At 65.0% G+C, this 21200-nt stretch carries 18 protein-coding genes and 1 pseudogene; 11 read left to right on the top strand and 8 right to left on the bottom strand.

Annotated features, from left to right (window positions below; translation table 11 throughout):
• Positions 1–48: 48 nt before the first annotated feature.
• Positions 49–486: a hypothetical protein gene (locus ACZ1I2_RS05430; protein ID WP_465174869.1), complete on the bottom strand. Its 438-nt coding sequence runs from the start codon at positions 484–486 to the stop codon at positions 49–51.
• A 167-nt stretch (positions 487–653) separates the two neighbouring features.
• Between ACZ1I2_RS05430 and ACZ1I2_RS05435 the strand changes: the two genes are divergently transcribed.
• Together ACZ1I2_RS05435 and ACZ1I2_RS05440 are read left to right on the top strand one after the other, a co-directional pair.
• Positions 654–1742, top strand: a complete 1089-nt coding sequence (locus tag ACZ1I2_RS05435) for a sensor histidine kinase (RefSeq protein ID WP_465174868.1) — start codon at positions 654–656, stop codon at positions 1740–1742.
• A 4-nt stretch (positions 1743–1746) separates the two neighbouring features.
• Positions 1747–2544, top strand: coding sequence for a LytR/AlgR family response regulator transcription factor (locus tag ACZ1I2_RS05440; RefSeq protein ID WP_465174867.1), 798 nt, complete (start codon positions 1747–1749; stop codon positions 2542–2544).
• A gap of 157 nt (positions 2545–2701) precedes the next feature.
• Here the strand turns inward: ACZ1I2_RS05440 and ACZ1I2_RS05445 are convergent, their stop codons facing one another.
• The 4 genes from ACZ1I2_RS05445 to ACZ1I2_RS05460 form a co-directional block, all read right to left on the bottom strand.
• On the bottom strand, positions 2702–3259 hold the full coding sequence (locus tag ACZ1I2_RS05445; RefSeq protein WP_465181592.1) for a hypothetical protein: 558 nt from the start codon (positions 3257–3259) through the stop codon (positions 2702–2704).
• 92 nt (positions 3260–3351) lie between these two features.
• Positions 3352–4716, bottom strand: a complete 1365-nt coding sequence (locus tag ACZ1I2_RS05450; RefSeq protein WP_465177178.1) for an MFS transporter — start codon at positions 4714–4716, stop codon at positions 3352–3354.
• Positions 4717–4718: 2 nt separating this feature from the next.
• On the bottom strand, positions 4719–5909 hold the full coding sequence (locus ACZ1I2_RS05455; protein ID WP_465181593.1) for a mandelate racemase/muconate lactonizing enzyme family protein: 1191 nt from the start codon (positions 5907–5909) through the stop codon (positions 4719–4721).
• A gap of 72 nt (positions 5910–5981) precedes the next feature.
• Positions 5982–6917 (bottom strand): dihydrodipicolinate synthase family protein, encoded by a 936-nt coding sequence (locus ACZ1I2_RS05460; RefSeq protein WP_465174864.1) that lies wholly within the window; start codon positions 6915–6917, stop codon positions 5982–5984.
• A gap of 125 nt (positions 6918–7042) precedes the next feature.
• Between ACZ1I2_RS05460 and ACZ1I2_RS05465 the strand changes: the two genes are divergently transcribed.
• The 6 genes and pseudogenes from ACZ1I2_RS05465 to ACZ1I2_RS05490 form a co-directional block, all read left to right on the top strand.
• The gene (locus ACZ1I2_RS05465; RefSeq protein WP_465170692.1) at positions 7043–7759 is read left to right on the top strand and encodes a FadR/GntR family transcriptional regulator; all 717 of its coding nucleotides are present in this window, start codon (positions 7043–7045) and stop codon (positions 7757–7759) included.
• A 211-nt stretch (positions 7760–7970) separates the two neighbouring features.
• A complete protein-coding gene (locus tag ACZ1I2_RS05470) occupies positions 7971–10865 on the top strand; it encodes a TonB-dependent receptor domain-containing protein (protein WP_465174863.1) in 2895 nt (964 codons plus the stop codon).
• 944 nt (positions 10866–11809) lie between these two features.
• Positions 11810–14749 carry a TonB-dependent receptor domain-containing protein gene (locus ACZ1I2_RS05475; protein ID WP_465181594.1) on the top strand — a complete coding sequence of 980 codons (2940 nt, stop codon included), beginning with the start codon at positions 11810–11812 and terminating at the stop codon, positions 14747–14749.
• 91 nt (positions 14750–14840) lie between these two features.
• On the top strand, positions 14841–15290 hold the full coding sequence (locus ACZ1I2_RS05480) for a VOC family protein (RefSeq protein ID WP_465174861.1): 450 nt from the start codon (positions 14841–14843) through the stop codon (positions 15288–15290).
• A gap of 124 nt (positions 15291–15414) precedes the next feature.
• A complete protein-coding gene (locus tag ACZ1I2_RS05485; protein ID WP_465174860.1) occupies positions 15415–15783 on the top strand; it encodes a YciI family protein in 369 nt (122 codons plus the stop codon).
• A 117-nt stretch (positions 15784–15900) separates the two neighbouring features.
• Positions 15901–16032 (top strand): annotated as a pseudogene (locus ACZ1I2_RS05490) (glutathione S-transferase N-terminal domain-containing protein); the annotation flags it as partial.
• A 636-nt stretch (positions 16033–16668) separates the two neighbouring features.
• Here ACZ1I2_RS05490 and ACZ1I2_RS05495 read toward each other — a convergent pair.
• The 3 genes from ACZ1I2_RS05495 to ACZ1I2_RS05505 form a co-directional block, all read right to left on the bottom strand.
• Complete coding sequence (locus tag ACZ1I2_RS05495) at positions 16669–17628, bottom strand: 3-keto-disaccharide hydrolase (protein WP_465174859.1); 960 nt, start codon at positions 17626–17628, stop codon at positions 16669–16671.
• Positions 17629–17736: 108 nt separating this feature from the next.
• Positions 17737–18390: a carbonic anhydrase gene (locus tag ACZ1I2_RS05500; RefSeq protein ID WP_465174858.1), complete on the bottom strand. Its 654-nt coding sequence runs from the start codon at positions 18388–18390 to the stop codon at positions 17737–17739.
• 348 nt (positions 18391–18738) lie between these two features.
• Positions 18739–18915, bottom strand: a complete 177-nt coding sequence (locus ACZ1I2_RS05505) for an alpha/beta fold hydrolase (RefSeq protein ID WP_465181595.1) — start codon at positions 18913–18915, stop codon at positions 18739–18741.
• A 327-nt stretch (positions 18916–19242) separates the two neighbouring features.
• On the opposite strand from ACZ1I2_RS05505, the gene ACZ1I2_RS05510 reads away from it, so the two are divergent.
• The 3 genes from ACZ1I2_RS05510 to ACZ1I2_RS05520 are packed head-to-tail and all read left to right on the top strand — an operon-like array spanning position 19243 to position 21197.
• The gene (locus ACZ1I2_RS05510) at positions 19243–20040 is read left to right on the top strand and encodes a DJ-1/PfpI family protein (RefSeq protein WP_465174856.1); all 798 of its coding nucleotides are present in this window, start codon (positions 19243–19245) and stop codon (positions 20038–20040) included.
• A 49-nt stretch (positions 20041–20089) separates the two neighbouring features.
• Positions 20090–20386, top strand: coding sequence for a putative quinol monooxygenase (locus ACZ1I2_RS05515; RefSeq protein ID WP_465174855.1), 297 nt, complete (start codon positions 20090–20092; stop codon positions 20384–20386).
• Positions 20387–20435: 49 nt separating this feature from the next.
• Positions 20436–21197 (top strand): alpha/beta hydrolase, encoded by a 762-nt coding sequence (locus ACZ1I2_RS05520; protein WP_465174854.1) that lies wholly within the window; start codon positions 20436–20438, stop codon positions 21195–21197.
• Positions 21198–21200: the final 3 nt, after the last annotated feature.

The raw sequence follows: 21200 nt of genomic DNA on the forward strand, positions 1-21200 counted from the left end.
AGCTGGCGATCAGGGCAAGGGCGAGAGCGTATCGCATGGCGCCATTATTCACACTCCGGCCGACCAGTCCATAACCTCGGTCGCGCCGATCCACAGCGAGCGCGATCCCCGGGCGTCACGCTCGACATGCAGGCGCAGGCCCCAGCCGCGGATCGTTTCGATCGGGTTGCTCGCGCCCATCGCGGCGAACTTGCGGCGAATGCGGAACACCAGCACTTCGCAGGTGTCGGGCCGCGCATTGCTCGCGGTGAGCATCTCGCGCAGGTCCGACCAGGGCGCGCGCTCGCGCTTGATCAGCCGGGCCATGATCGCGGCTTCGAGCGGGGATAGCGGCACGCGGCTGCCGTTCCAGCAGATTTCGAGCGGGTCGAACGTCGCGGTCAGCGCGCCGCGCTTGATCAGCGGACGCCTGCCTTCCGCGCCCATCATCGGCGGCGCGACCGGGGTGCGCGATACGATGTCGGAACGGGATGCGGTGCCGTGCATGCGGTGTATGATAGCCATGCGACACGGCGTCTCACCCGGGATGCCGCGAACAGCGCCGAGCCCCCGACGAACGGCATAAATGGTGCGAACGGCACGCTGAGGCCGACCAACGTCACGGTGGCGCTGTTTACCCGTCAAGGTGTCGCTCGCTACGATGGCGGATGCACGTGAAGATCGAAAACCTGCCGGAAGAGACTGACAGCATCCGGGCGATCCGTCGCACGATGACCTGGTTCATCCTGCTGTTCTGGACGACTCAATTCTCCATGCTGACGCTGATGCGGCGGCTCAACATGGGCGAAGAGGAGAAGCTGTCCTATCTGCTGCCACGCTTCTGCGTGACGGTGGTGGCGATCGGCCTGTCCTTCCTGATCGCGCAGCAATTGCGGCGGCTGGCGAGCCGATCGATGCGGGTCAAGCTGAGCGCGGCGGCGGCGATGGCGGTCGTGGGCTGCATCATCCATGGCGCCGCGAACCTCACGATCTTCGAATTGCTCGTGCCCGAATCGAACATGGAGTCCTTTTCGGTCGGGCTCTACCTCGCGGCATTGCTGCAATGGTTCTGGTCCTATGCGGCACTCTGCGCGCTGCTGCTCGCCGTCACGTCGAGCCTGGAACTGAGCGATCGCGAACGGCGCATCGCGCATCTGCAGCGCGTCGCGCATGCGGCGCAGCTCCGCGCGCTGCGCTACCAGCTCAACCCGCATTTCATGTTCAACACGCTCAATTCGATCGCCGCGCTGATCTCCCGGCGCGAGGCGGAGCGCGCCGAGGCGATGGTCGAAAATCTCGCCGACTTCCTGCGCGCTGGCCTGTCGCTCGATCCGCATGAGGACATCCCGCTCGCAAAGGAGATCGAGCTCCAGTCGCTTTATCTGTCGATCGAGGAACTGCGCTTCCCCGACCGGCTGAAGGTCGAGATCGACGTGCCCGAACAGGTCCGCGCGGCGCTGGTACCGAGCCTGGTCACTCAGCCCCTGGTCGAGAATGTCGTGCGCCATGCGGTCGCGACCAGCCTGGAGCCGATCCTGTTGTCGATCGTCGCGCGGCATGAGGGCGAGAGGCTGCGCATCACCGTGCGCAACAGCGCGCCGATCGGCGGCGCGCCGGTCAGCAAGGGCACTGGCGTTGGCCTCGCCAATATCGCCGACCGGCTGCGCGCGCGCTTCGGGCAGGACTGCCTGTTCCTGGCCGAGCGGCAGGGCGATGGCGGCTTCCTGGTGGTGATCGAACTTCCCTGGTCGACGATGGGCTGAGGCGATGATCAGACTTCTTCTGTGCGATGACGAATTGCTCGCGATCCAGCGCTTGCAGGACCTGCTCGGCCGGATCGACGGCATCGAGGTGGTCGGCACCGCCGCCAACGGTACCGCCGCGCTGGCCGAGATCGCGGCGCTTGCCCCCGATGCCGTGCTGCTCGACGTCGAAATGCCCGCGCTAGACGGGTTCGACGTGGTCGAGGAACTGGCGCGCGCCGGCGAATCCGCGCCGTTGATCGTGTTCGTCACCGCCTATCCGCATTTCGCGGCGACCGCGTTCGAGACGGGGGCGATCGATTTCCTGACCAAGCCGATCCGGCTCGGGCGGTTGCAGATCGCGATCGACCGCATCCGCCGGTCGATCGAGGACCGCAGTGCCCGCGCGCGCCTCACCGAATTGGCCGGCCAGCTCGACGCGCTGCGCCGCGAACGGACCGGCGGCGACATCGCCGAAGCCCGCCATATCTGGGTGCAGCGGCGCGGCGAGACGGTGCGGGTCGATCTCGACCGGGTCGACTGGGTCGCTGCGGAGGGCGAATATGTGCGGCTCCATGTCGGCGACGCCAATTACCTGCACCGGGAGTCGCTGACCGCGTTACTCGAGCAACTCGATCCGCAACGCTTCACCCGCATCCACCGCTCCTACATCGTCAACCGGGACCGCATCGCCTCGGTCAAAAGGATGGCGACGGGGAGCTACCAGCTCGGCACGGACGCAGGAAACAAGCTGCCGGTCGGGCGCAGCTATCGCCGCGTCGTGCGCGACATGATCGCCAATGGCCGGATTCCGTCGGATTGACCTTGTACAGCCTCCCTAAATCCTTCCCCGGCGAAGGCCGGGGCCCAGTCGGGGGACGATTCTGATTGGCGTTGCGCTCTGTTACTTCAACCTTTCCGACTGGACCCCGGCCTGCGCCGGGGAAGGAAGAAGGGGCGGCCTTAAGAAGGGGCGGCCCTCAATCAGCCCCCATATCGCCGCGCATCAAATGGTTCAGCATGGAATCGAGCCACGCGATCCGTGCCCGGATCGATCGCACCGCATTGTCGTGAACGAACGCCTTGAACGGCACCGAGACGCCTTGCTCATAGCGTTCGAGCCGCTCGATCTGCGCGGCGAGCTGGTCCTTCGCGCTGAGGATCCAGTCGATCCGCTCCGCCTCGCTGAGCAGGCCGAAGGACTGGACCTTGGTGCGCAGCGGGTCCTCGAGCAGCAAATGGCTCGGCCGGATCTCCTTGACCCAGGCGCGCACTGCCTCTTCGCCCGCGGGCGTGCAGCTCAGCTGCTCGGTCCCCCGCGCATCGCCTTCGACGACATGCTTGTCGAGCAGCCCGCGCTCCGCCAGCCGGCGGATCAGCGGATAGATCTTGCCCTTGCTGGTGTTGAAGTTGCTGACCGGCGATCCGTCATAGATTTTGGAGACGAGATAGGCAGTGACCGGCTGGATTCGCCGCACCAGCGCAAGGAAGGTGCCCTCATGATCGGTAAGGCTGAGGTCGCGATCAACCAACGGCATTCCCCATGCTATGAACGGGGCTTAGCAGGCGCGCGATGCCGCCAGCAAGACGCTGGCCGATCCGCGCTTGCCGAGGTGCCGGTGATCGGGTCCTACTGCGCGGTGCGCTCGCTGGCGGCGGGCGGGTCCAGCACATAGCGCTCGATCCGCCCGACGATCAGCCAATAGGCCGCGACGGCCGCCAGGACGTGGAAGCCCACATAGAGCAGCGCTCCGTCATAGGATCCGGTGCGTGCGACGATCATGCCGATCGCGATCGGCGTGATGATGCCGCCGATGCTGCCTGCGGCGTTGAACAGGGCGCCCGTCACGCCGATCGCCGCCGCGGGCGCGGTGTCCGCGATCACCGTCCAGCCGAGCGCGCCGAAGCCTTTGCCGAAAAAGGCGGCGCACATGATGACGACGACGACGATGTTCGCGTCGGTGTAGTTGCACAGGATGATCGTCGCGCTGAGGCAGAGGCCGATCGTGATCGGCACCTTGCGTGCGATGGTCAGCGATCCGGTGCGCCTGAGCAGCGCATCCGAGAAGAATCCGGCGGAGACGCCGCCGATACAGCCGCAGATCGCCGGCAGCGCCGCGACGAATCCGGCCTGCAGCATGCTGAAATGCCGGGCCTCGACCAGATAGCTCGGGAACCAGGAGATGAAGAAGGTGGACAGCGACGCGATGCAATATTGCGCGAAGAAGATGCCGACCAGCATACGGTTGGAAAGGATTCGCAGCACTGTCGTGCCCGCGCCCGGCTCGGGGCTCGCCCCGGCGCGGGGCGCAATGTCGCCCAGCTGAGTCAGCGCCCCGCGCGCGGTGATATCGTCAAGCTCGCCCGGGGACAGCCGCCGGTCGCGGCGCGGCGAATGATATTGCCCGATCCACACCAGAGCGAGCGCAATGCCGATCGCGCCCATCACCGAGAAGATGTGTTCCCAGCCGAAATAATGGAACAGAAAGCCCATCAACGGGGTGAAGACCGCGAGCGAGAGATATTGCGCCGAGTTGAAGATGGCGCCCGCAACGCCGCGTTCGTCCGGCGGGAACCAGGCGGCAATGACGCGCGCACAGGCCGGCGTTACCGGCGATTCCAATACGCCCAATAGAATGCGTAGCGCATAGATGGCGAGGATCGGCGCCGCGAAATAGCCGACGCCGGTGGTGAGCAGGGTCGCGATCGACCAGCCCAGCACGGCAACAAAGATCGCGATCCGCGCGCCGATCCGGTCGACGAGATAGCCCGCCGGCACCTGGGCGAGGAAATAGCTCCAGGAGAAAGCGGAAAAAAGCCAGCCCATCTCGACCGGGCCGATGCCGAGATCGCGCGAGATGCCCGGTGCCGCGACCGACAGGGTCGCCCGGTCGCCCGTGCTGACCGCAAGCACTGCGGTAATCAGCGCAAGGACGAGGAAGCGCCGCCGGGGCCTGCGGGAGGAGGGGGCTGCACCGCCGGATACGCCGTTCATACTCACGCGAACGCGATCGAGCCGTCCGGGCGCTTCGGCAGCTTGCGCTCCCACCGGACATAATTGTCCGTGGCGAGATGCGCCTCGTCGATCTCGACGCCCCAGCCCGGCCGGTCGGGGCGCAGGTCGAGGTAACCGTCGCGCGGCAGATAGGGATCGCGGACATAATGCGCGTCGCCGACCGCTTCGCCCTTCATCCCCTCGCGTCCGCCGGGCAGGACGTCCGGGTTGGGCAAGCGATATTCCAGGATCTTGAAGTTCTGCTGCGCCGCGCAGAAATGCACGTTCACCGCGGTCGCGAGCGGTCCCATCGGATTGTGCGGGGCCACCGTGACATAATGCGCCTCGGCAATGGCGGCGATCTTGCGCATCTCCAGCAGCCCGCCGACCACGCAGATATCCGGCTGGATGATGTCGCACCCGCCGACTTGCAGCAGGCGCAGGAATTCGTAGCGGCTGTAGAGCGATTCACCTGTGGCAAGCACGCAGGTGACGCTGCGGTTCAGTTCCCCCCATTTCTCGACATTCTCCGGACGGATCGGCTCCTCGAAGAACAAGGGATCATAGGGCGCGAGCGCATTGCCGAGCTGGGCGGCCAGGCGCGGCTCGAAGATCTTGGCGTGCGCGTCGAACGCGATGTCGATATCGGGCGCGGCATGCTCGCGCAGCGACCGGAAATAGTCCGCGCTGGTGCGCACCACTTCGCCCCAGCGATTGGCATGGATATCGATCCGGTAGGGGCTGAGCTTGAACGCGGTGAACCCCCAATCCTCGCGCAGCATCGCCATCGTGTCGGCCGCCGCCTGCGGATCCGGGGCAGTGTAGATGCCCGAATAGGTGCGGACCCGGTCGCGCGCATTGCCGCCGAGCAGCATATAGACCGGCACGCCGAGCGCCTTTGCGGAAATGTCCCAGAGGCAATGGTCGATCGCGGAAATGGCGGCGAGGCCGAGCGCGCCCGGCGGGAAGCGCGCCTGCTGCATCAGCAGCTGCATCAGATATTCGATGCGGCGCGGATCCTGCCTGGCGATGAACTCGGCGAGATAGTCGAGGATCGGCGGCAGCGCCCGGTCCGGCCCATGATTATAGCATTCGCCCCAGCCGGTGATGCCGGCATCGGTATCGATCGCGACGATCACGCGCGGCCGACCGCCGTCTCGGGTCATGAAGGCACGGAGGCGATCTATTCTCATCGGGTCGTCCTCGTCCTTGGTTGCGCCTGCGTCACGGGCATCTGCCGTTAAGGCGGCGATCGTTTGCCGGCATCAGCTTTCGGCCAGCGCCGCAGCGTTATCGGCGGCCACGTCCCGCAGCAAATCCGTAAGGACCTGCCGGGCATGATCGGACAGCGGCCAGGCTGCGGGCGGACGCGGCGGGCCGCAATCATTGCCGAGAAGCTGGAGCGCCGCCTTGACCACCGAAACGTTCGCGCCGTTGCGCTCTTCGGAGCGCAGCGCTTCGAAGGGGGCGATGCTCTCGACCAGGGATCGCGCCCCGGCATAGTCGCCCTTTTCCAGCAGCCGGCTGATCGCGACCGAACGCTCCGGCCACACATTGATCAGGCCTGAGGTGAAACCGCGTGCGCCGACCGCGTAGAAGATCGGCGCCCAGGTCTCGGCCAGGCCGCCACTCCATACGAGCGACGGATCGTTCGCCCTGATCGCCTCGGCCAGGCGCAGCGGGGTGGGGCTGGCCCATTTGACGCCGACGACGTTCGGAATGGCACAAAGATCGCTGATGGCGTCCATGCCGATACCGTCATCACGCAGGTATAGAAGGACGGGCAGGCCCTGTCCGGTCTCGGCGATGCGCGCGACATAGTCGACGATTCCGCGCGGCGCGGCGAAGGGATCGGGCGGCTGGTGCACCATCAGGCCGGCGGCGCCCGCCGCGCGCGACGCGCGCGTCAGCGCCAGCGCATCGCCGATGCTGCGGCCGATACCGGCGATCAGCGGGACGCGGTCAGCGACGAGCTCGGCACCGGCATGCACCATCGCCTCCGCCTCGGCGGTGGTCAGCGCATAGAATTCGCCGGTATTGCCGTTGGAGACCAGCACATCGACGCCGGCGCCGATCGCGCGGTCGATCACCGGGGCGAGGCGGGCGGGTGCGAGCCGGTCGTCGGCATCGAACGGGGTCGTGAGAATGCCCGAGACGCCGCGCAGGGCGCTCCTCAGCCGATCATCCGGCTTGCTCGCCATTCACCCGTCTCCCCGTCGCGTTTTGTGCTGCTACCTTGTCATTTATATTTACATGTTAAGAGCGATGTCAACCGTACGCGATCATGCTAGCCTTTGGCGCAGGGATGTTCCCGGAGAAGGCCGATTTGACCAACCTGATTGCGATACCGGAAAAAAAGGAGCGCCTGGGCGACCGGCTCTACGGGCAGATCCTCGAGCAGATCGTCTCGGGAACATTGCGGCCGGGCGACAAGCTTCCTTCCGAAAACCAGCTCTGCGGTCTGTTCAACGTATCCCGGCCGGTCGTGCGCCAGGCGCTGGTCCGGCTCCAGGCGGACGGCCTGGTGATCACGCGCAAGGGCCTTGGCACGGTCGTGCAGAATGCCCCGCCGGAAGGGCTGACGCGATTTTCCCAGCCGAGCGATGTCGCGCACATGCTGCGGTGCCTCGAGCTGCGCCTGGCGCTGGAGGGCCAGGCGGCGGCATGGGCCGCGACGCGCCACACCGCGGCGGAGCTGCGCCGGCTCGGCCGGGCGATGGAGGCCTTTGAAGACCAGATGCGCATCGGCGGCGTCACCGCGTCGGCCGATTTCGCCTTTCATCAGGCGGTCGCGGCGGCCAGCGGCAATATGTTGTTCGAACAGGTGTTGCAGTCGCTCGATGACGCGATTCGCCGCGGCATGGTGATCGCGCTCGGCCTGACGAAGGAGCGCAGCCCCGAACGGGCGCAGCGGGTGATGGACGAACATCGCGCGATCTACGATGCGATCGCCCGGCGCGACGGGCAGGGGGCGGAACTGGCGATGCGCTATCATCTCGATCGCGTACGCCAGCGCGTGACCGACGGAAGGCGCGACCAATAATCGGCTATTGACGTTTGCCACCTGTTAGTTCAATTTACAAGTAGAGACGAGCAAAGACGCTTGCCCGATTCCGTTGGGGTCATGGCAGCCGACCACGCCGTCGCTCAACACCCCGACAGGTCCAGCCTGGAGGCCGTGGCCCCGCGCCGCGGAAAGGTGGCGTGCAACAAATGAGCCGGTCGATGAAACCGGACGATCAGGAAGGATGCCGATGCGGAAGGGCCTTATCGCCACGTTGTTGACGGGCAGTGCGATTGTTCCGGTGCTGGCGATTGGCGCACAGCCGGCCAGCGCGCAGGTCGTCAAGGAACCGCCGGCGCAAGCCGCCCAGGAGGATGCCGCGCAAGCTGCGGCGGCAACCGAAACGTCCGAGGACGCAAGTCAGGATATCGTCGTCACCGGCAGCCGTGTGGCGCGTGCCGGTTACTCGGCGCCGACGCCCGTCACCATGCTTCAGGCGGATTCGCTTACCGCAAAGGCGCCGGCCAGCCTGTCCGACGGGCTCAACCAGCTCCCCGTATTCACCGGCTCGATCAGCAATGCGCAGGACCGCAACTCCAATGCCGGCCGCGTGCGCACGGGCAATTATCTCAATCTGCGCTCGCTCGGTGCCCAACGCGTGCTCGTGCTTCAGGACGGCCAGCGCCTGCCGCCGACCGGCAACGCCGGCGGCACCGATGCGAACATGATCCCGCAGTTGCTGATCGAGCGGATCGATGTCGTGACCGGCGGCGCCTCCGCCGCTTATGGGTCGGATGCCGTCTCGGGCGTGGTCAATTTCATCCTGGACAAGAAATTCACTGGCCTGAAGCTGCAGGCGCAGGGCGGCATCTCGTCGCGCGGCGACAATGGCTCCACGCGCCTCGGCGCCGCGTTCGGCCACAGCTTCCTTGACGACCGCCTCCACATCATCGGCAGTGCCGAACGCTATCAGTCGGACGGTATCACGCAGCGCTCGTCGCGCGCCGGCGTGAACGAGAATTACGCCGTGATCGGCGCCGGCACGGTGGCCGACCCCTTCTCCAATGTCTCCGGCGTGCGCTTCAACAACGTCACGGATGGCGGCTATATCCTGGACGGTCCGTTGCGCGGCCAGCAGTTCCTGTCGAACGGCCGCGTCGGCGCGTTCAACGCGGGCACGCCGACGGGGCGCTCGGGCCTGAGCTATGGCGGCGAAGGGTCGGTGTTCCCTGCATCGAAGAGTTCGCTCAGCGCCGCGGCGACGACCGAGCAATATCTGGGGCGCGTGTCGTTCGATCTCCGCAGCGGCACGTCGATCCATCTGCAGGGCACCTATAACCATGCCGTGAATTCGGATCACCAGCTGCCGGTGACGCGCAGCTCCTCGACGACGGGCATGCGCATCTTCGCGGAAAATGCCTATCTCGATCCGGCAGATCGTGCTGCGCTCGGCGCGACGCCGAGCTTCGGCCTGACCCGCTTCTTCTCCGACTTCCCCTTTTACACCGCGAAGCAGGAAACACGCGCGACGGTGCTGAACGCCGGTATCGAGGGCGGTCTCGGCAGCTTCAAATGGGGCGTCAACTACACCTATGGCCGGACCCGGCTCGATTCCTCGGCGCTCGATCTCGACATGGAGCGTTTTTATGCCGCGGTCGATGCGGTCCGTAACCCCGCGGGGCAGATCGTGTGCCGCGTCACCATCACCAATCCAGGCGTACAGGATGGCTGCGTGCCACTGAACGTGTTCGGCGTCGGCAATGCGTCGCCCGAGGCGATCGGCTATGTCATGCGCCGCACGACATGGCGCGCGATCAATACCATGCACGATGTCGAAGGCAGCATTTCGGGCGAGCCCTTCTCGACCTGGGCAGGCCCGGTGTCGGTGGTGATCGGCGGCGAATATCGCCACCAGACGCTCGACCAGGTTACCAACAGCAACCCCGCGACCCCGCCCTCCTTCACCGGCATTCGCGGTGTGCCGACCAATACTTTCGCCTTCTCGTTCACCAACGTCACCGCGGCGACGGGTGCCTATTCGATCAAAGAAGGTTTTGGCGAGATCGTCGTGCCGCTGGCCAAGGACTCGGTGATCGGCAAATCGCTCGAGCTGAACGGCGCCTTCCGCTACACCGATTATTCGACGTCCGGCTCAGTCCAGACATGGAAGGCCGGCGGCACCTATGAGCCGGGCTTCGGCCTCAAGGCCCGCGTCACCGTCTCCCGCGATATCCGTGCACCGACGCTGTATGAGCTTTTCGCCGGCCCGACGCAGCGCGTGCAATCCTATTCGGACAAGCTCACCAACCAGCTCGCGCAATATACCGAGGTCAGCCAGGGCAATCCCAACCTGCGGCCCGAAGTGGGCTCGACGCTGACCGGCGGCCTGGTGTTCCAGCCCGGCTTCCTGCGCGGCTTCGCCTTCTCGGTCGATTATTACCGGATCAAGATTCGCGACGCGATCGCAAGCCAATATTCCAGCATCCAGGTGCTCGATCTCTGCGCGAACAGCAATTATACCAGCCCGGTCTGCAGCCAGATCATTCGCCCGTTGGGGCCGACCAACACGACCACGGCCAACTTCCCGAGCCGGGTGAACATCTTCCAGAGCAATGTGGCGAGCGCTCGCACCGAGGGGCTCGACATGGAAGCCTCGTATCGCACGTCGCTGTTCGGCGGGACCTTGTCGAGCCGCCTGCTCGCGACCCGCCTGATCAGCTACACGGTGCAGGGATCGGCCACCGCCGCCGCGGTCGAATATGCCGGCACCGCCGACTTCGCCGATTCCGGCAACCAGCCCTTCCCGATGCCCAAATGGCGCGGCAATCTGGATCTGTCCTACGCCCAGGGCGGCTTCACCATCGGCGCACAGGGCCGCTACATCGGCGGCTACAAGCGGTCGAACCTGTTCGTGTACAAGAACAATGCCATCGGCTCCGTGTTCTACACCGACCTGAATCTCAGCTACGATATCAAGACGCCGCACGGGGATTTCCAGATCTTCACGACGGTGAACAACCTGTTCGATCGCGGTTATCCGATCACCCCGATCGGCTCCAACCCCGGGCTCGCGGTTTCCACCTTCCGGTCGATCTACGATGTGACCGGCCGCTACTTCACTACCGGGGTGCGCGTCCGCTTCTGACCAGATTCCGTATCCGTCGCCTCTCCAGGGGCGACGGATGCTGATCTTGTCGATCGTCGGCCCGGTTACCGGCGCGGCCGAGGCTCTCAATGCGCACGGGCGAACCTTCAATAGAGCCCTGGCGGAAGTTCCGTTCGTGGCCGCGCGGATTCCTTCATGGGTCGTGACGCCTTGTTTATCGGCCGCCGGGCGGCTTCCCACCGGGTATCGCCTGTGGCTGCAGGCGGCTTTTCGAGGTAGCGGGCGTCCATCCGCCACGCCTATCGCGGTAACAGGCCCGGTCCGGATGAATGCGCCGAGCGTCCGGCCTCGTGTCGCCACCGTCGCCCCATGCCGCCGAGTGGCACGGTTTTTCGGCCGAACGGCATGCGCAGACCAGAATCCATCGCCTGAAGGCTGCAAACGCCGCAGGTCCAGCCGCGTCATCATGCTGATCCAATGGGACGGCTGAACCTCACCGAAGTTATCGCAACCATTGCTGCCCTGGCGAGGGCAGAGCGGTAAACGCATCTGATCGCGACAATGACGGAAATCCCGCTCCTTTGGTGCCCCGCGCGCCAGAGTGGCTGGAGATGTGTGCGGTAACATTACTGCGCACCAGCTGGAAGTAGTCGAAATTTGTTGCGGTTTTTCGACCGTGTATGCAAGTTTCCACTATCCTATATCATATTTGCCATTCTATTTATTCCGTGAACGTCCGATTCGGTCCTTCGAAACCGAACGACGAAAAGGGGAGAGGAGACGCGCGGGGCAGGCAGGCCGCCGCCCATATTTCCGTGACAAAACAAGAAGCTTCAGCGCCCGCAGAGGCGTGGGGGTCCGGGAGGCGTGCGCGCGGTGGAGCTTTGCCGATCCGCGATGCGCGCGATGCACCATCAGGGGAGACTGAAATGATCCAACCGATGCGATGGCTGATCCACAGGATATCAGCCCTATTGCTGATCATGGCGTCCATGATCGCCCTACCACAATCCATACTGGCGCCCGCCTGGGCACAATCCACACCGGCACCCGCCGCGCCGGTTCAGGTCACCGAACAATTACCACAGGACGATGCCGAACTGAGCAGCGAGGACATCGTCGTCACCGGCACCAGCATCCGCGGCGTCGCGCCGGTGGGTGCCAACCTCGTTTCGGTCGGCCGCGAAGCGATCGAGCAGACCGGCTCGGTCAACGTGCAGCAGATATTGAAGACCGTCCCCTCGATCACCGGCCTTGGCGGCGCGGGTGTCGGGCAGACGGCGGGCAATAGCTATTATGCCCCGACCATCCACAGCCTCGGTTCGTCGGCGTCCAACTCGACCCTGACCCTGATCGACGGCCACCGCCTGCCGCTCGGCGGCACCAACCATGCGCTCGCCGATCCCTCGATGCTGCCGACCATCGCGATCGAGCGCGTCGAGGTCCTCGCCGAGGGCGCGTCCTCGACCTATGGCTCGGACGCGGTCGCCGGCGTGGTCAACTTCATCACGCGCAAGAACTACAAGGGCTTCCAGGCCAATGGCCAGGTCGGCTTTGGCGATGGCGGTTACCGCACCTACAGCGCCGGCCTGCTCTACGGGAACCGGTGGGATACCGGTTCGGTGATGGTCGCCTATGGCTTTTCGCAAGCTGGACCTCTGGTCAATGATTATGCCGCGCGGCCCTTTCTCCAGCCCAATCATCTCGACGAGGGCGGCAGCAACTTCCAGAGCTTCAACTGCTCGCCAGCTACCATCCAGATGGGAACCTCGGGCTCAGCGCCGGTCTACCTCTCGCCGAGCGCCACTTCGACAGTCGCCAATTCGGGCGCCAACGCCCCGTGCGATACTTCGATCTTCTCCGATCGCCTCGGCAAAGAAACCCGCCACACCGGTTATGTGAAGATTACCCAGGACGTCGGCGACAATCTGAGTTTCACCGGCGACTTCAACTATTCGAAGCGCAAGAACCTGTCGCGCGTCGCCCGCGGAGGCATCACCGCCCGTGTGTTCCAGACCGACGCCGCGAATAGCGGCGGCGATCCGACCAATGCGATCGGCCAGGCCAATCCCTTCTACATCAACCCGCCGGGGCAGACGGGCACCACGCAGACGATCCGCTGGAATGCCGATCAGCTGCTCGGTCCGGGCGCGACCAGCGAGAATTCGGCGCAAACCTGGTTTGCCACGCTCAATGCCGAATATCGCCTGGGCGAGAATTTCCGCATCACCGCGCTCGGCATGATCGGCCAGGACGAGACGCTGGCGCTCACTCAGGGTACGCTGTGCACGGCCTGCGCGCTGCTCGCGCTCAACGGCACGACCAATGCTAACGGTGTCGCCAACCAGTCCAACCCCGGTCGCACCGACGTCGTTCAGCAAAGCCTGACCGGCGCCAATGCGCTCGATGTGTGGAACGGCCCAAGCGGCAACCGCACCTCGGCGGCAGTGCTCGCGCGCCTCATCGACAGCCGCTCGGCGCAGCGCGGCAAGAACGTCATCAAGCAGGGCCGCATCGGCATCGACGGATCGGTTTTCGAACTGCCCGCCGGCAAGGTGCGGATCGCCGTCGGCGGCGAACTGCTCAGCTACACGCTCGACACAGCGGTCGATCGCCCCAACGGCACCGGCCCGTCGAGCCTAGCCAATCAGAGCTTCTTCTTCCCGACCAGCCGGTCGGTGCAGTCGGCTTATGGCGAATTGCTGGTGCCGGTCATCGGCGCGGATATTGGCGTGCCGCTGGTGCGCCAGTTCGATATCAGCGTGTCCGGCCGGTACGATCATTACAACGATTTCGGCAGCACCTCGAACCCCAAGGTCGCCGCGAACTGGGAAGTGTTCGACGGCCTCAAGATCCGCGGCAACTGGTCCAAGTCGTTCGTGGCGCCGTCGCTCCGCTCGCTCGGCGATCCCAATGCCAACGGCCTCTACAATGAATCGGCCGTCGTCCAGCTGAGCGATACGCAGCAGGTACCAGTCTCGTCCTTCCCGGACGTCGCGCTGATCCCTGGCATTCCGTGCTCGAACGGATTCTGCCAGATCAGCGGCACCACCCCGGGCATCCGCATCCAGACGGGCAATCCGGGCCTCAACCCGCAAAAGGGCACGACCTGGTCGATCGGCTTCGATTTCGCGCCGAAAGACTTTCTGAACGGGCTGCGCATCTCCACCACCCTGTTCAACAACAAGCTGCGCGGCGGCATCACCTCGCCTCCGCTCTCGGCGATCATCAACTCGGCCTCGATCAACAATTTGCTGGTCTTCTATCCACAGGGCCTGTCGCCGACCGACCCGATCGTCGCGGCGGCGATCGGCAATGTTCCGATCACCACCGGGCTGCCGACGCGCATCTATTACATCTACGACTTCCGTCAGCGGAACACGTTGAACCTGACGATTCAGGGCCTCGACATCGCCGCAAGCTGGCGCATCCCGACCGGCATCGGCACGTTCACGCCGGGGGGCTCCGTCACCCAGTTCCTGAAATACGACCAGAATTTTTCCGGCGGCCGTACCTTCAGCGTGCTCGGCACGACGGGCTTCAACACCACCTTCCCGTCGATCCGCACTCAGGGCCGCGCCTATCTGATGTGGGAGTATCAGGGCATCTCGGCCAGCATCTTCGCCAATCATGTCGGCGGATATCGCAACTGGTCGGGCTCCACGATCAGCCCGGTGGTGATTGCCGGCGGCGCGCCCACTGGCGCCGGCGGCGACCGGGTCCGCCCGAACACGACGATCGACACGCATCTCGCCTGGAACTTCTCCACGGGCGGTCTGCTCGGCGACAGCGAAGTCTATGTCGATGTCGAGAATCTGTTCGATCGCGATCCGCCTTTCTACAACGGGTCGCCGGGCTATGACTCCTACGGCGCCAGCCCGCTGGGCCGGGTGATTAGCGTGGGCCTCCGCGCGAAGTTCTGAGGCATTTGCGCCGCCTGCGCTTCGGGGCGCGGGCGGCGCTTCTTTTCCATCTCATGCTACAGAAGGGCCGAGTCGAAGCAGGGAGAAAGCGATGCTGCGCGGAATCGGGGTGATGGCGATACTGATGATGTCGGGCGCGCCCGATATGGCGCAGGCGCAACAAGCCGGACGGATCACCGGGGTCGGCGGGATCTTCGTCAAGAGCAAGGACCCGAAGGCGCTCGCCGCCTGGTACCGCGACGTGCTGGGCATTCAGGTGGAATCGTTCGGCGGCGCGGTGCTTCGCTACGATGCGCCCGGTCATCCCCCGGTTCTTGCCTGGAACGCGTTCCGACAGGGCACCAGCTATATGGAACCCTCGACCCGGGAGTTCATGATCGATTTCGCGGTCGACGATCTGGACGCCTTCATCGCGCGCCTGACGGCAAAGGGGGTCGAGATCCTCAAGCGCGACGATAGCGATCCGAGCGGCCGGTTCGCCTGGATCCTCGATCCGGACGGCACCAAGATCGAGCTGTGGCAGCCAAAGGCGGATCGCTAGGCCCGCAACGCCGACGCGCCCGGCGGCACGAAAAAATATCGCAGGACCTTGTCGATTCCCGACAGCCCCGTTCGTCGTTCCAATGTCGGGCAGCTGAGCCCGGCTCGAACAAGGGAGACAGCCAGTGCATGTGATGGTGTTCGTGAAGGCGACCGAAGACAGCGAAAAGGGCTTTGTCCTCACGCCCGAGACGGCGGAGATGATGGAGGCGATGGGCAAGTTCAACGACGAGCTGCGCGCCGCCGGCATCCTGCGCACCGCTGACGGCCTCAAGCCCACTTCCGAGGCGAAGCGTGTGGCCTTCGACGGCCCCGGTCGTACGGTCATCGACGGTCCCTTCGCCGAAACCCGGGAACTGGTCGCCGGCTTCTGGCTCTGGGAAGTCAAGGACATGGACGAGGCGGTCGCCTGGGTGAAGCGCTGCCCCAACCCCATGCCGGGGCCAAGCGAGATCGAAATCCGGCCGCTGTACGAGGCGAGTGATTTCCAGTGAGGTGCCGACGCGGGCTCGTTCCCGACGCACCTTGCCATCGATCGGAGCGTGAAGATGACCATTACCATCACCGCGTTTGAAACATCCCCCGATCGCGGCAGGGGCCTCGCGCGCGACATGCGCGTCCGCTGGGCGCTCGAGGAAGTCGGCCAGCCCTATGACGTCCGCCTCGTCTCGTTCGCCGAGATGAAGGAGCCCGCGCACCGGGCGCTTCATCCGTTCGGGCAGATCCCGACCTATGAGGACAATGGTCTCGTCCTGTTCGAATCCGGGGCGATCATCTTCCATCTCGCGGATCGCTATCCCGGCCTGTTGCCGGACGAGCCCGATGCCCGGGCACGCGCGATCACCTGGATGTTTGCCGCGCTCAGCACGGTGGAGCCGCCGATCCTCGATCTCGTCACCGTCAAGTTCATGGAAGGCGACAAGCCCTGGGCGGAGGAACGCCTGTCATTGGTGCAGGATCGCATCCGAGACCGGCTGGGCGACCTTTCGCGCCGGCTTGGTGATGCCGACTGGCTCGACGGGGCGTTCAGCGCGGGCGACCTGATGATGGTGGAGGTGCTGCGCCGGTTGAGCGCATCGGGGTTGCTGGACGAATATCAGAACCTCGCGGCCTATGTCGCCCGCGCCGAAGCGCGGCCCGCGTTCAAGCAGGCGTTTGCCGCCCAGCTGGCGGTCTTCACCGCCGCTTCGGGCGGCTGCAAAGGGCCGCGTCGAGCGCCAGAGCGAAGCTTAGTCAGCTGGAATCACCTCTCCCCGTTCGCCCTGAGCTTGTCGAAGGGCTGTTCTTTCTTCCGGGGAAGAGAAGAGCAGGGCTTCGACAACCCCGGATCAAGTCCGGGGCCGAACGGAGGTGGTGGATCAATCCAGCTCGAATATGCTCTAGCCTCCTACGACGCTGATCCGCGGCAGGGTGCGGATCGGCTCGATGGTGATCGCCCGGAACCAGGTCTCGGCGCCCTCGGACTGGAGCTGGATATGGCCATGAGTCAGCGGCACCCGCGTCCCGTCGGGCGCCAGGCTCGCCAGACCGCGCACCTCGGCCACCGGCACGCCGTTGACGACGTGAATCGCCCGGTCGCCAAGCACATAGAGATCGAGCGTGTTCCAGGCGCCGACCGGCCGTTCCGCATCGCTTGCGCCCTCGACGTTCCAGGTCGGGGTGCCGTTGATCATGTCGATCTCCCGACCGCCCAAGCGGAAACGGAGGTGCGGCGCGATCAGCGAGGGATCGAACGCCACGTTTGTCCATGCCCGCACCCTGGTGCCGACGGTGACGACCATGCCGGTCGACCCCTTCATGATCTCGAATTCGACCGACGGCCGCCATGTCCCGAACACCTCTCCGGGCGTTCCGTGGGTGTGGTAGAGCAGGCCGTTGTTCTGCGGCAGGCGCTCGCGCGGCGGCCATGTCCGTACGCCCCATTTATACTGGAGCCGGAGATGATAGTCGCGGAGGTCGGCATGGTGGACGAGGCTGCCCCACGTCTCGCCCTTCACCCGGATCGCCGGCGCGCCGTCGACCTGCCGGACGGCGAAATCGCCGCTGGTGTCGCGGCTGGCGCCGATCGGCGCGCTGCCGGGATTGGCTTTGTAGGTCACCGCCGGGTCGGCATAGCCGAGCCATGGCTGCCATCCGGCGAGGCTGCGGCCGTCGAACAACGCGATTCGCTTGCCCACCGGTTTCGGGAGGTCAGCGAGGGTGAGGCGCTGCGTGGTGGCAGGCGGGTCACCCGCGATGGCGCGCGCCCGCTCGGCTGAATCCTGTGCCAGTGCGGCGGCCGGCATCAGGAATAGGGTCAGCAACGCTCGGTTCACCACCATGATCTTCTCCCTCGTCACGTCGCCGTGCTCGGCGCCCGCGAGTCAGCGGACGGCACTCACTGCGGGAACTTGCGTCAGCAAGTGGCGACGGACAATGGTGGACGCTACCCGGCGGGCCGACTTCGGCTAGCCGAGATCGAAGAAATCCACCTCGCCCCGGGCGAGGCTGTAGGTGCCGCCGACGATGCGCAGGCGCTTTTCGGCGATCGGCGTCATCAGCATCGGCTCGGAGGCATGGCGAAGCTGGCTGACGATGCGCGACACGTTGCGCCTCGTGGATGCTTCGAGCAGATCGGTTGCGCCCGCCCGCTGCGCCTGGAGCACGGCCGGCACGATCGGTTCGATCATCCGGCCGATCGATCCGGGATAGTCCTTTCCTTTCAGGACCACCGACACCGCGGCATCCACTGCGCCGCAGCGCTCGTGCCCGAGTACCAGGATCAGCGGAACCTTCAGCACGGCGACGCCATATTCGATCGAGCCCATCGCCACCGTATCGACGACGTTGCCGGCGTTGCGAACGACGAACAATTCCCCCAGGCCGCGCCCGAACAGGAGCTCGGGCGGTACGCGCGAATCCGAACAGCAGACCAGGGCCGCGAACGGGCTTTGCGATTCCACCAGCGAAAGCCGGCGCTTCTCGCTCTTGTCCCGATCGGGCGCCTTCCCGGCGGCATAGTCACGATTGCCGTCCTGCAGCAAAGTCAGTGCTTCGTCCGGCGTCTTGCCCGAAACCGGGGGAACCATCTCCTGGCCGGCGGCCCAGGCGAATCCCGACATCAGGGGGAGGGCGATGGGCGCAGCAATCATGGCGCGACGTGAAATCATCCGATCAACTCCCAGCCGAATATCCGTGCTCGATAAGAATTCTTTATGATCCGGGCGAAAGCATTCTGTCCAACGCATTCGCGACACTCAGGCGGACTCTTGCCCGGTGTTGCTCGCACCGCGCGCCAAATGGCATGGAAACTGTTCGGGTTGCGGCAAACTCCTGACAAGTGACAGATAGATCGGAAATAGTTCTATCTGGTGATAATGCGATGTCGGCGGACCGATCGCATCGGGGCCGGAAGCGGCTGATCCGCTCCCGGCCCCATGAACATCCTCTTCGTTGCGCCGAAGCTGTACTCAGCTCCGGATGAACGCGAGCAGATCGCGGTTGATGATGTCGGCATGCGTGGTCGGCATCCCGTGCGGAAGACCGGGATAGGAGATCAGCGCGCCGTTCTTCAGCAGCTTGACCGATCTCGCGCCGGTGGTGGTGAACGGACAGATCTGATCGTCCTCGCCGTGCAGCACCAGCACCGGCACGTCGATCGCGACCAGGTCGTCGTAGAATTTGGTCTCGGACAGGGCGCTCGCGTCGCGGATACGTGATCGTTACCTTGAGACTGGTTTCCCGGACGAAGTTGGTCCGGCCATGACGCGAGGAACAGCTCCTTGCTTGCTGTGCCTCGCTCGCCTGCTCCCATCGTTGCGAAGCAGCCTAAAACTGTCGAAATTTAACGTTGTTTAACCTGCGCTGGTCTGCGCGCCAGGCTATTCCGGCCCCGCCGGCACGGGGATGCGCGCTCTTGTCACAAGTCACCGTCGACCGGCACGCATCAATGTCGACCGAAGGGAGAACCGATCATGTCCATGGGGAAAGTGCTCGTTGTTGGCTCCAATGCTACTCGTATCGAGATTCAGGGCGGCGGTACCGGACCGACCGGCCAATATTTGAACGAACTGGTCGTGCCGGTGATGGCGCTGGTTGAGGCTGGCTATGACATCGTCTTTGCCACGCCGAACGGCACCAAGCCGTTTATCGATCCGGTCTCCGACCAGACGATGCATTTCGACAATGACGAGGCGGCGCACAGGCGCGGCCGGGAGTTCTTCGACACGCATCCGGCGATGAACAATGTCTCGACGCTGCGTGCGATCATCGATGGCGGGCTGGATCCCTATCTCGCCTTCTTCACGCCCGGCGGCCAGGCCCCGGTGGTCGATCTGATGCAGGATGGCGATCTGGGCGAGATCCTGCGCCACTTTCACACGCAGGGCAAACCCACGGCCTTTCTCTGTCACGGCCCGATGGCGTCCGTCTCCGCCATGCCGCGCGCCAGGGAATTCCGTGCAGCCCTCATCGCCGGCGACAAGACCAAGGCGGCCGAGCTTGCCGCGGACTGGCAATATGCCGGCTACAACATGACGGTCTATTCGGCGAGCGAGGAGAAGCCGATCGAGGACAATGTCCTCCACGGCAAGCTCTATTTCCACATGCCCGAGGCGCTGACGATCGCCGGCGCCCATGTGGAGACCGGCCCGGATTTCGCTCCCAAGGTGATCGAGGACCGCGAAGTGATCACCGGCCAGAATCCGCGTTCGGACCATCCGATCGCCAAGGCGCTCATCGCGGCACTGGCGCGCGCGAGCGTCGAAGCATGAGCGACGGCGCGCGCGATCGTGGCGTCATTTTTGATCCGGGGAGAGCGCAATGCCTGGTCCAGTGAAACTCATGGCGATTCTCGTCGCGCGCCCCGGCAAGGCGGCGGCGTTGCGGGCGCTGCTCGACACCATGATCGCGCCAAGTCGGGCTGAGCCAGGCAACCTGCGATGGGATATCTGGCAGGATCAGGCCGACAGCGACCGCTTCGTCCTCGACGAGCTCTACACCGACATGGCTGCCGCGGTCGCACACCGTGAATCGCCGCACTTCCGTCACTATGCCGGCAGCGTCGGCGACCTCGCCGACCGAACGCCGCTGACGCTCGATCCCGTGGCGATCGGCTGATCGCTCGATCCGCCTGCGCCGCCGCGCACCGACCAACTGGAGACCTTCGATGAAACGCATGATCTGGAGCCTGTTCGCCATGATGGCCATCGCCGCACCGTCCGCCACGCCCGCCGCCGCCCCTGAGAAGCCGGTTTCGATCGTCCTGGTGCACGGCGCCTTCGCCGACGCATCCGGCTGGAAGCAGGTCTACGACATCCTGTCGCGCGACGGCTACGAAGTCCTGATGGTCCAGAATCCCACCATCACCCTTCAGGGAGATGTCGATGCAACGCGCCAGGTCATCGCCAGGGCAAGGCATCCCGTGGTGCTGGTCGGCCATTCCTATGGCGGGGCCGTCATCACTGAAGCCGGCACTGACCCCAAGGTCCAGAAGCTGGTCTATTTCGCGGCCTTCGCGCCCGATGTCGGTGAATCGGTGTTCGATCTTGCGACCAGGCCGACGCCCGGCGAGGATTCCGCCCCGCTGCTGCCGCCGAGCGAGGGCTTCCTCATGGTAGATCCGGAGAAATTCCCGAACGCGTTCGCCGCGGATATCGACCCGTCGGTGTCACGCTTCATGGCAGCCGCGCAGGTGCCCTGGGGGCTTGGCGCGGTGCAGCCGAAGATCGTCAACGCCGCGTGGAAGACCAAGCCTTCCTTCTACATGCTGACGCTCAAGGACCATATGGTGGCGCCGAGCACGCAACGCCTGATGGCGACCCGGGCTAAGGCGACGATCGCCGAGATACAGAGCAGCCATGCGGTAATGCTGTCGCATCCTCAGCAGGTCGCCGCCTTTATCGAAACCGCGGCAGGCGCGGCTAAATAGCTC

This window comes from Sphingomonas sp. BL-S-29, assembly GCF_055521495.1.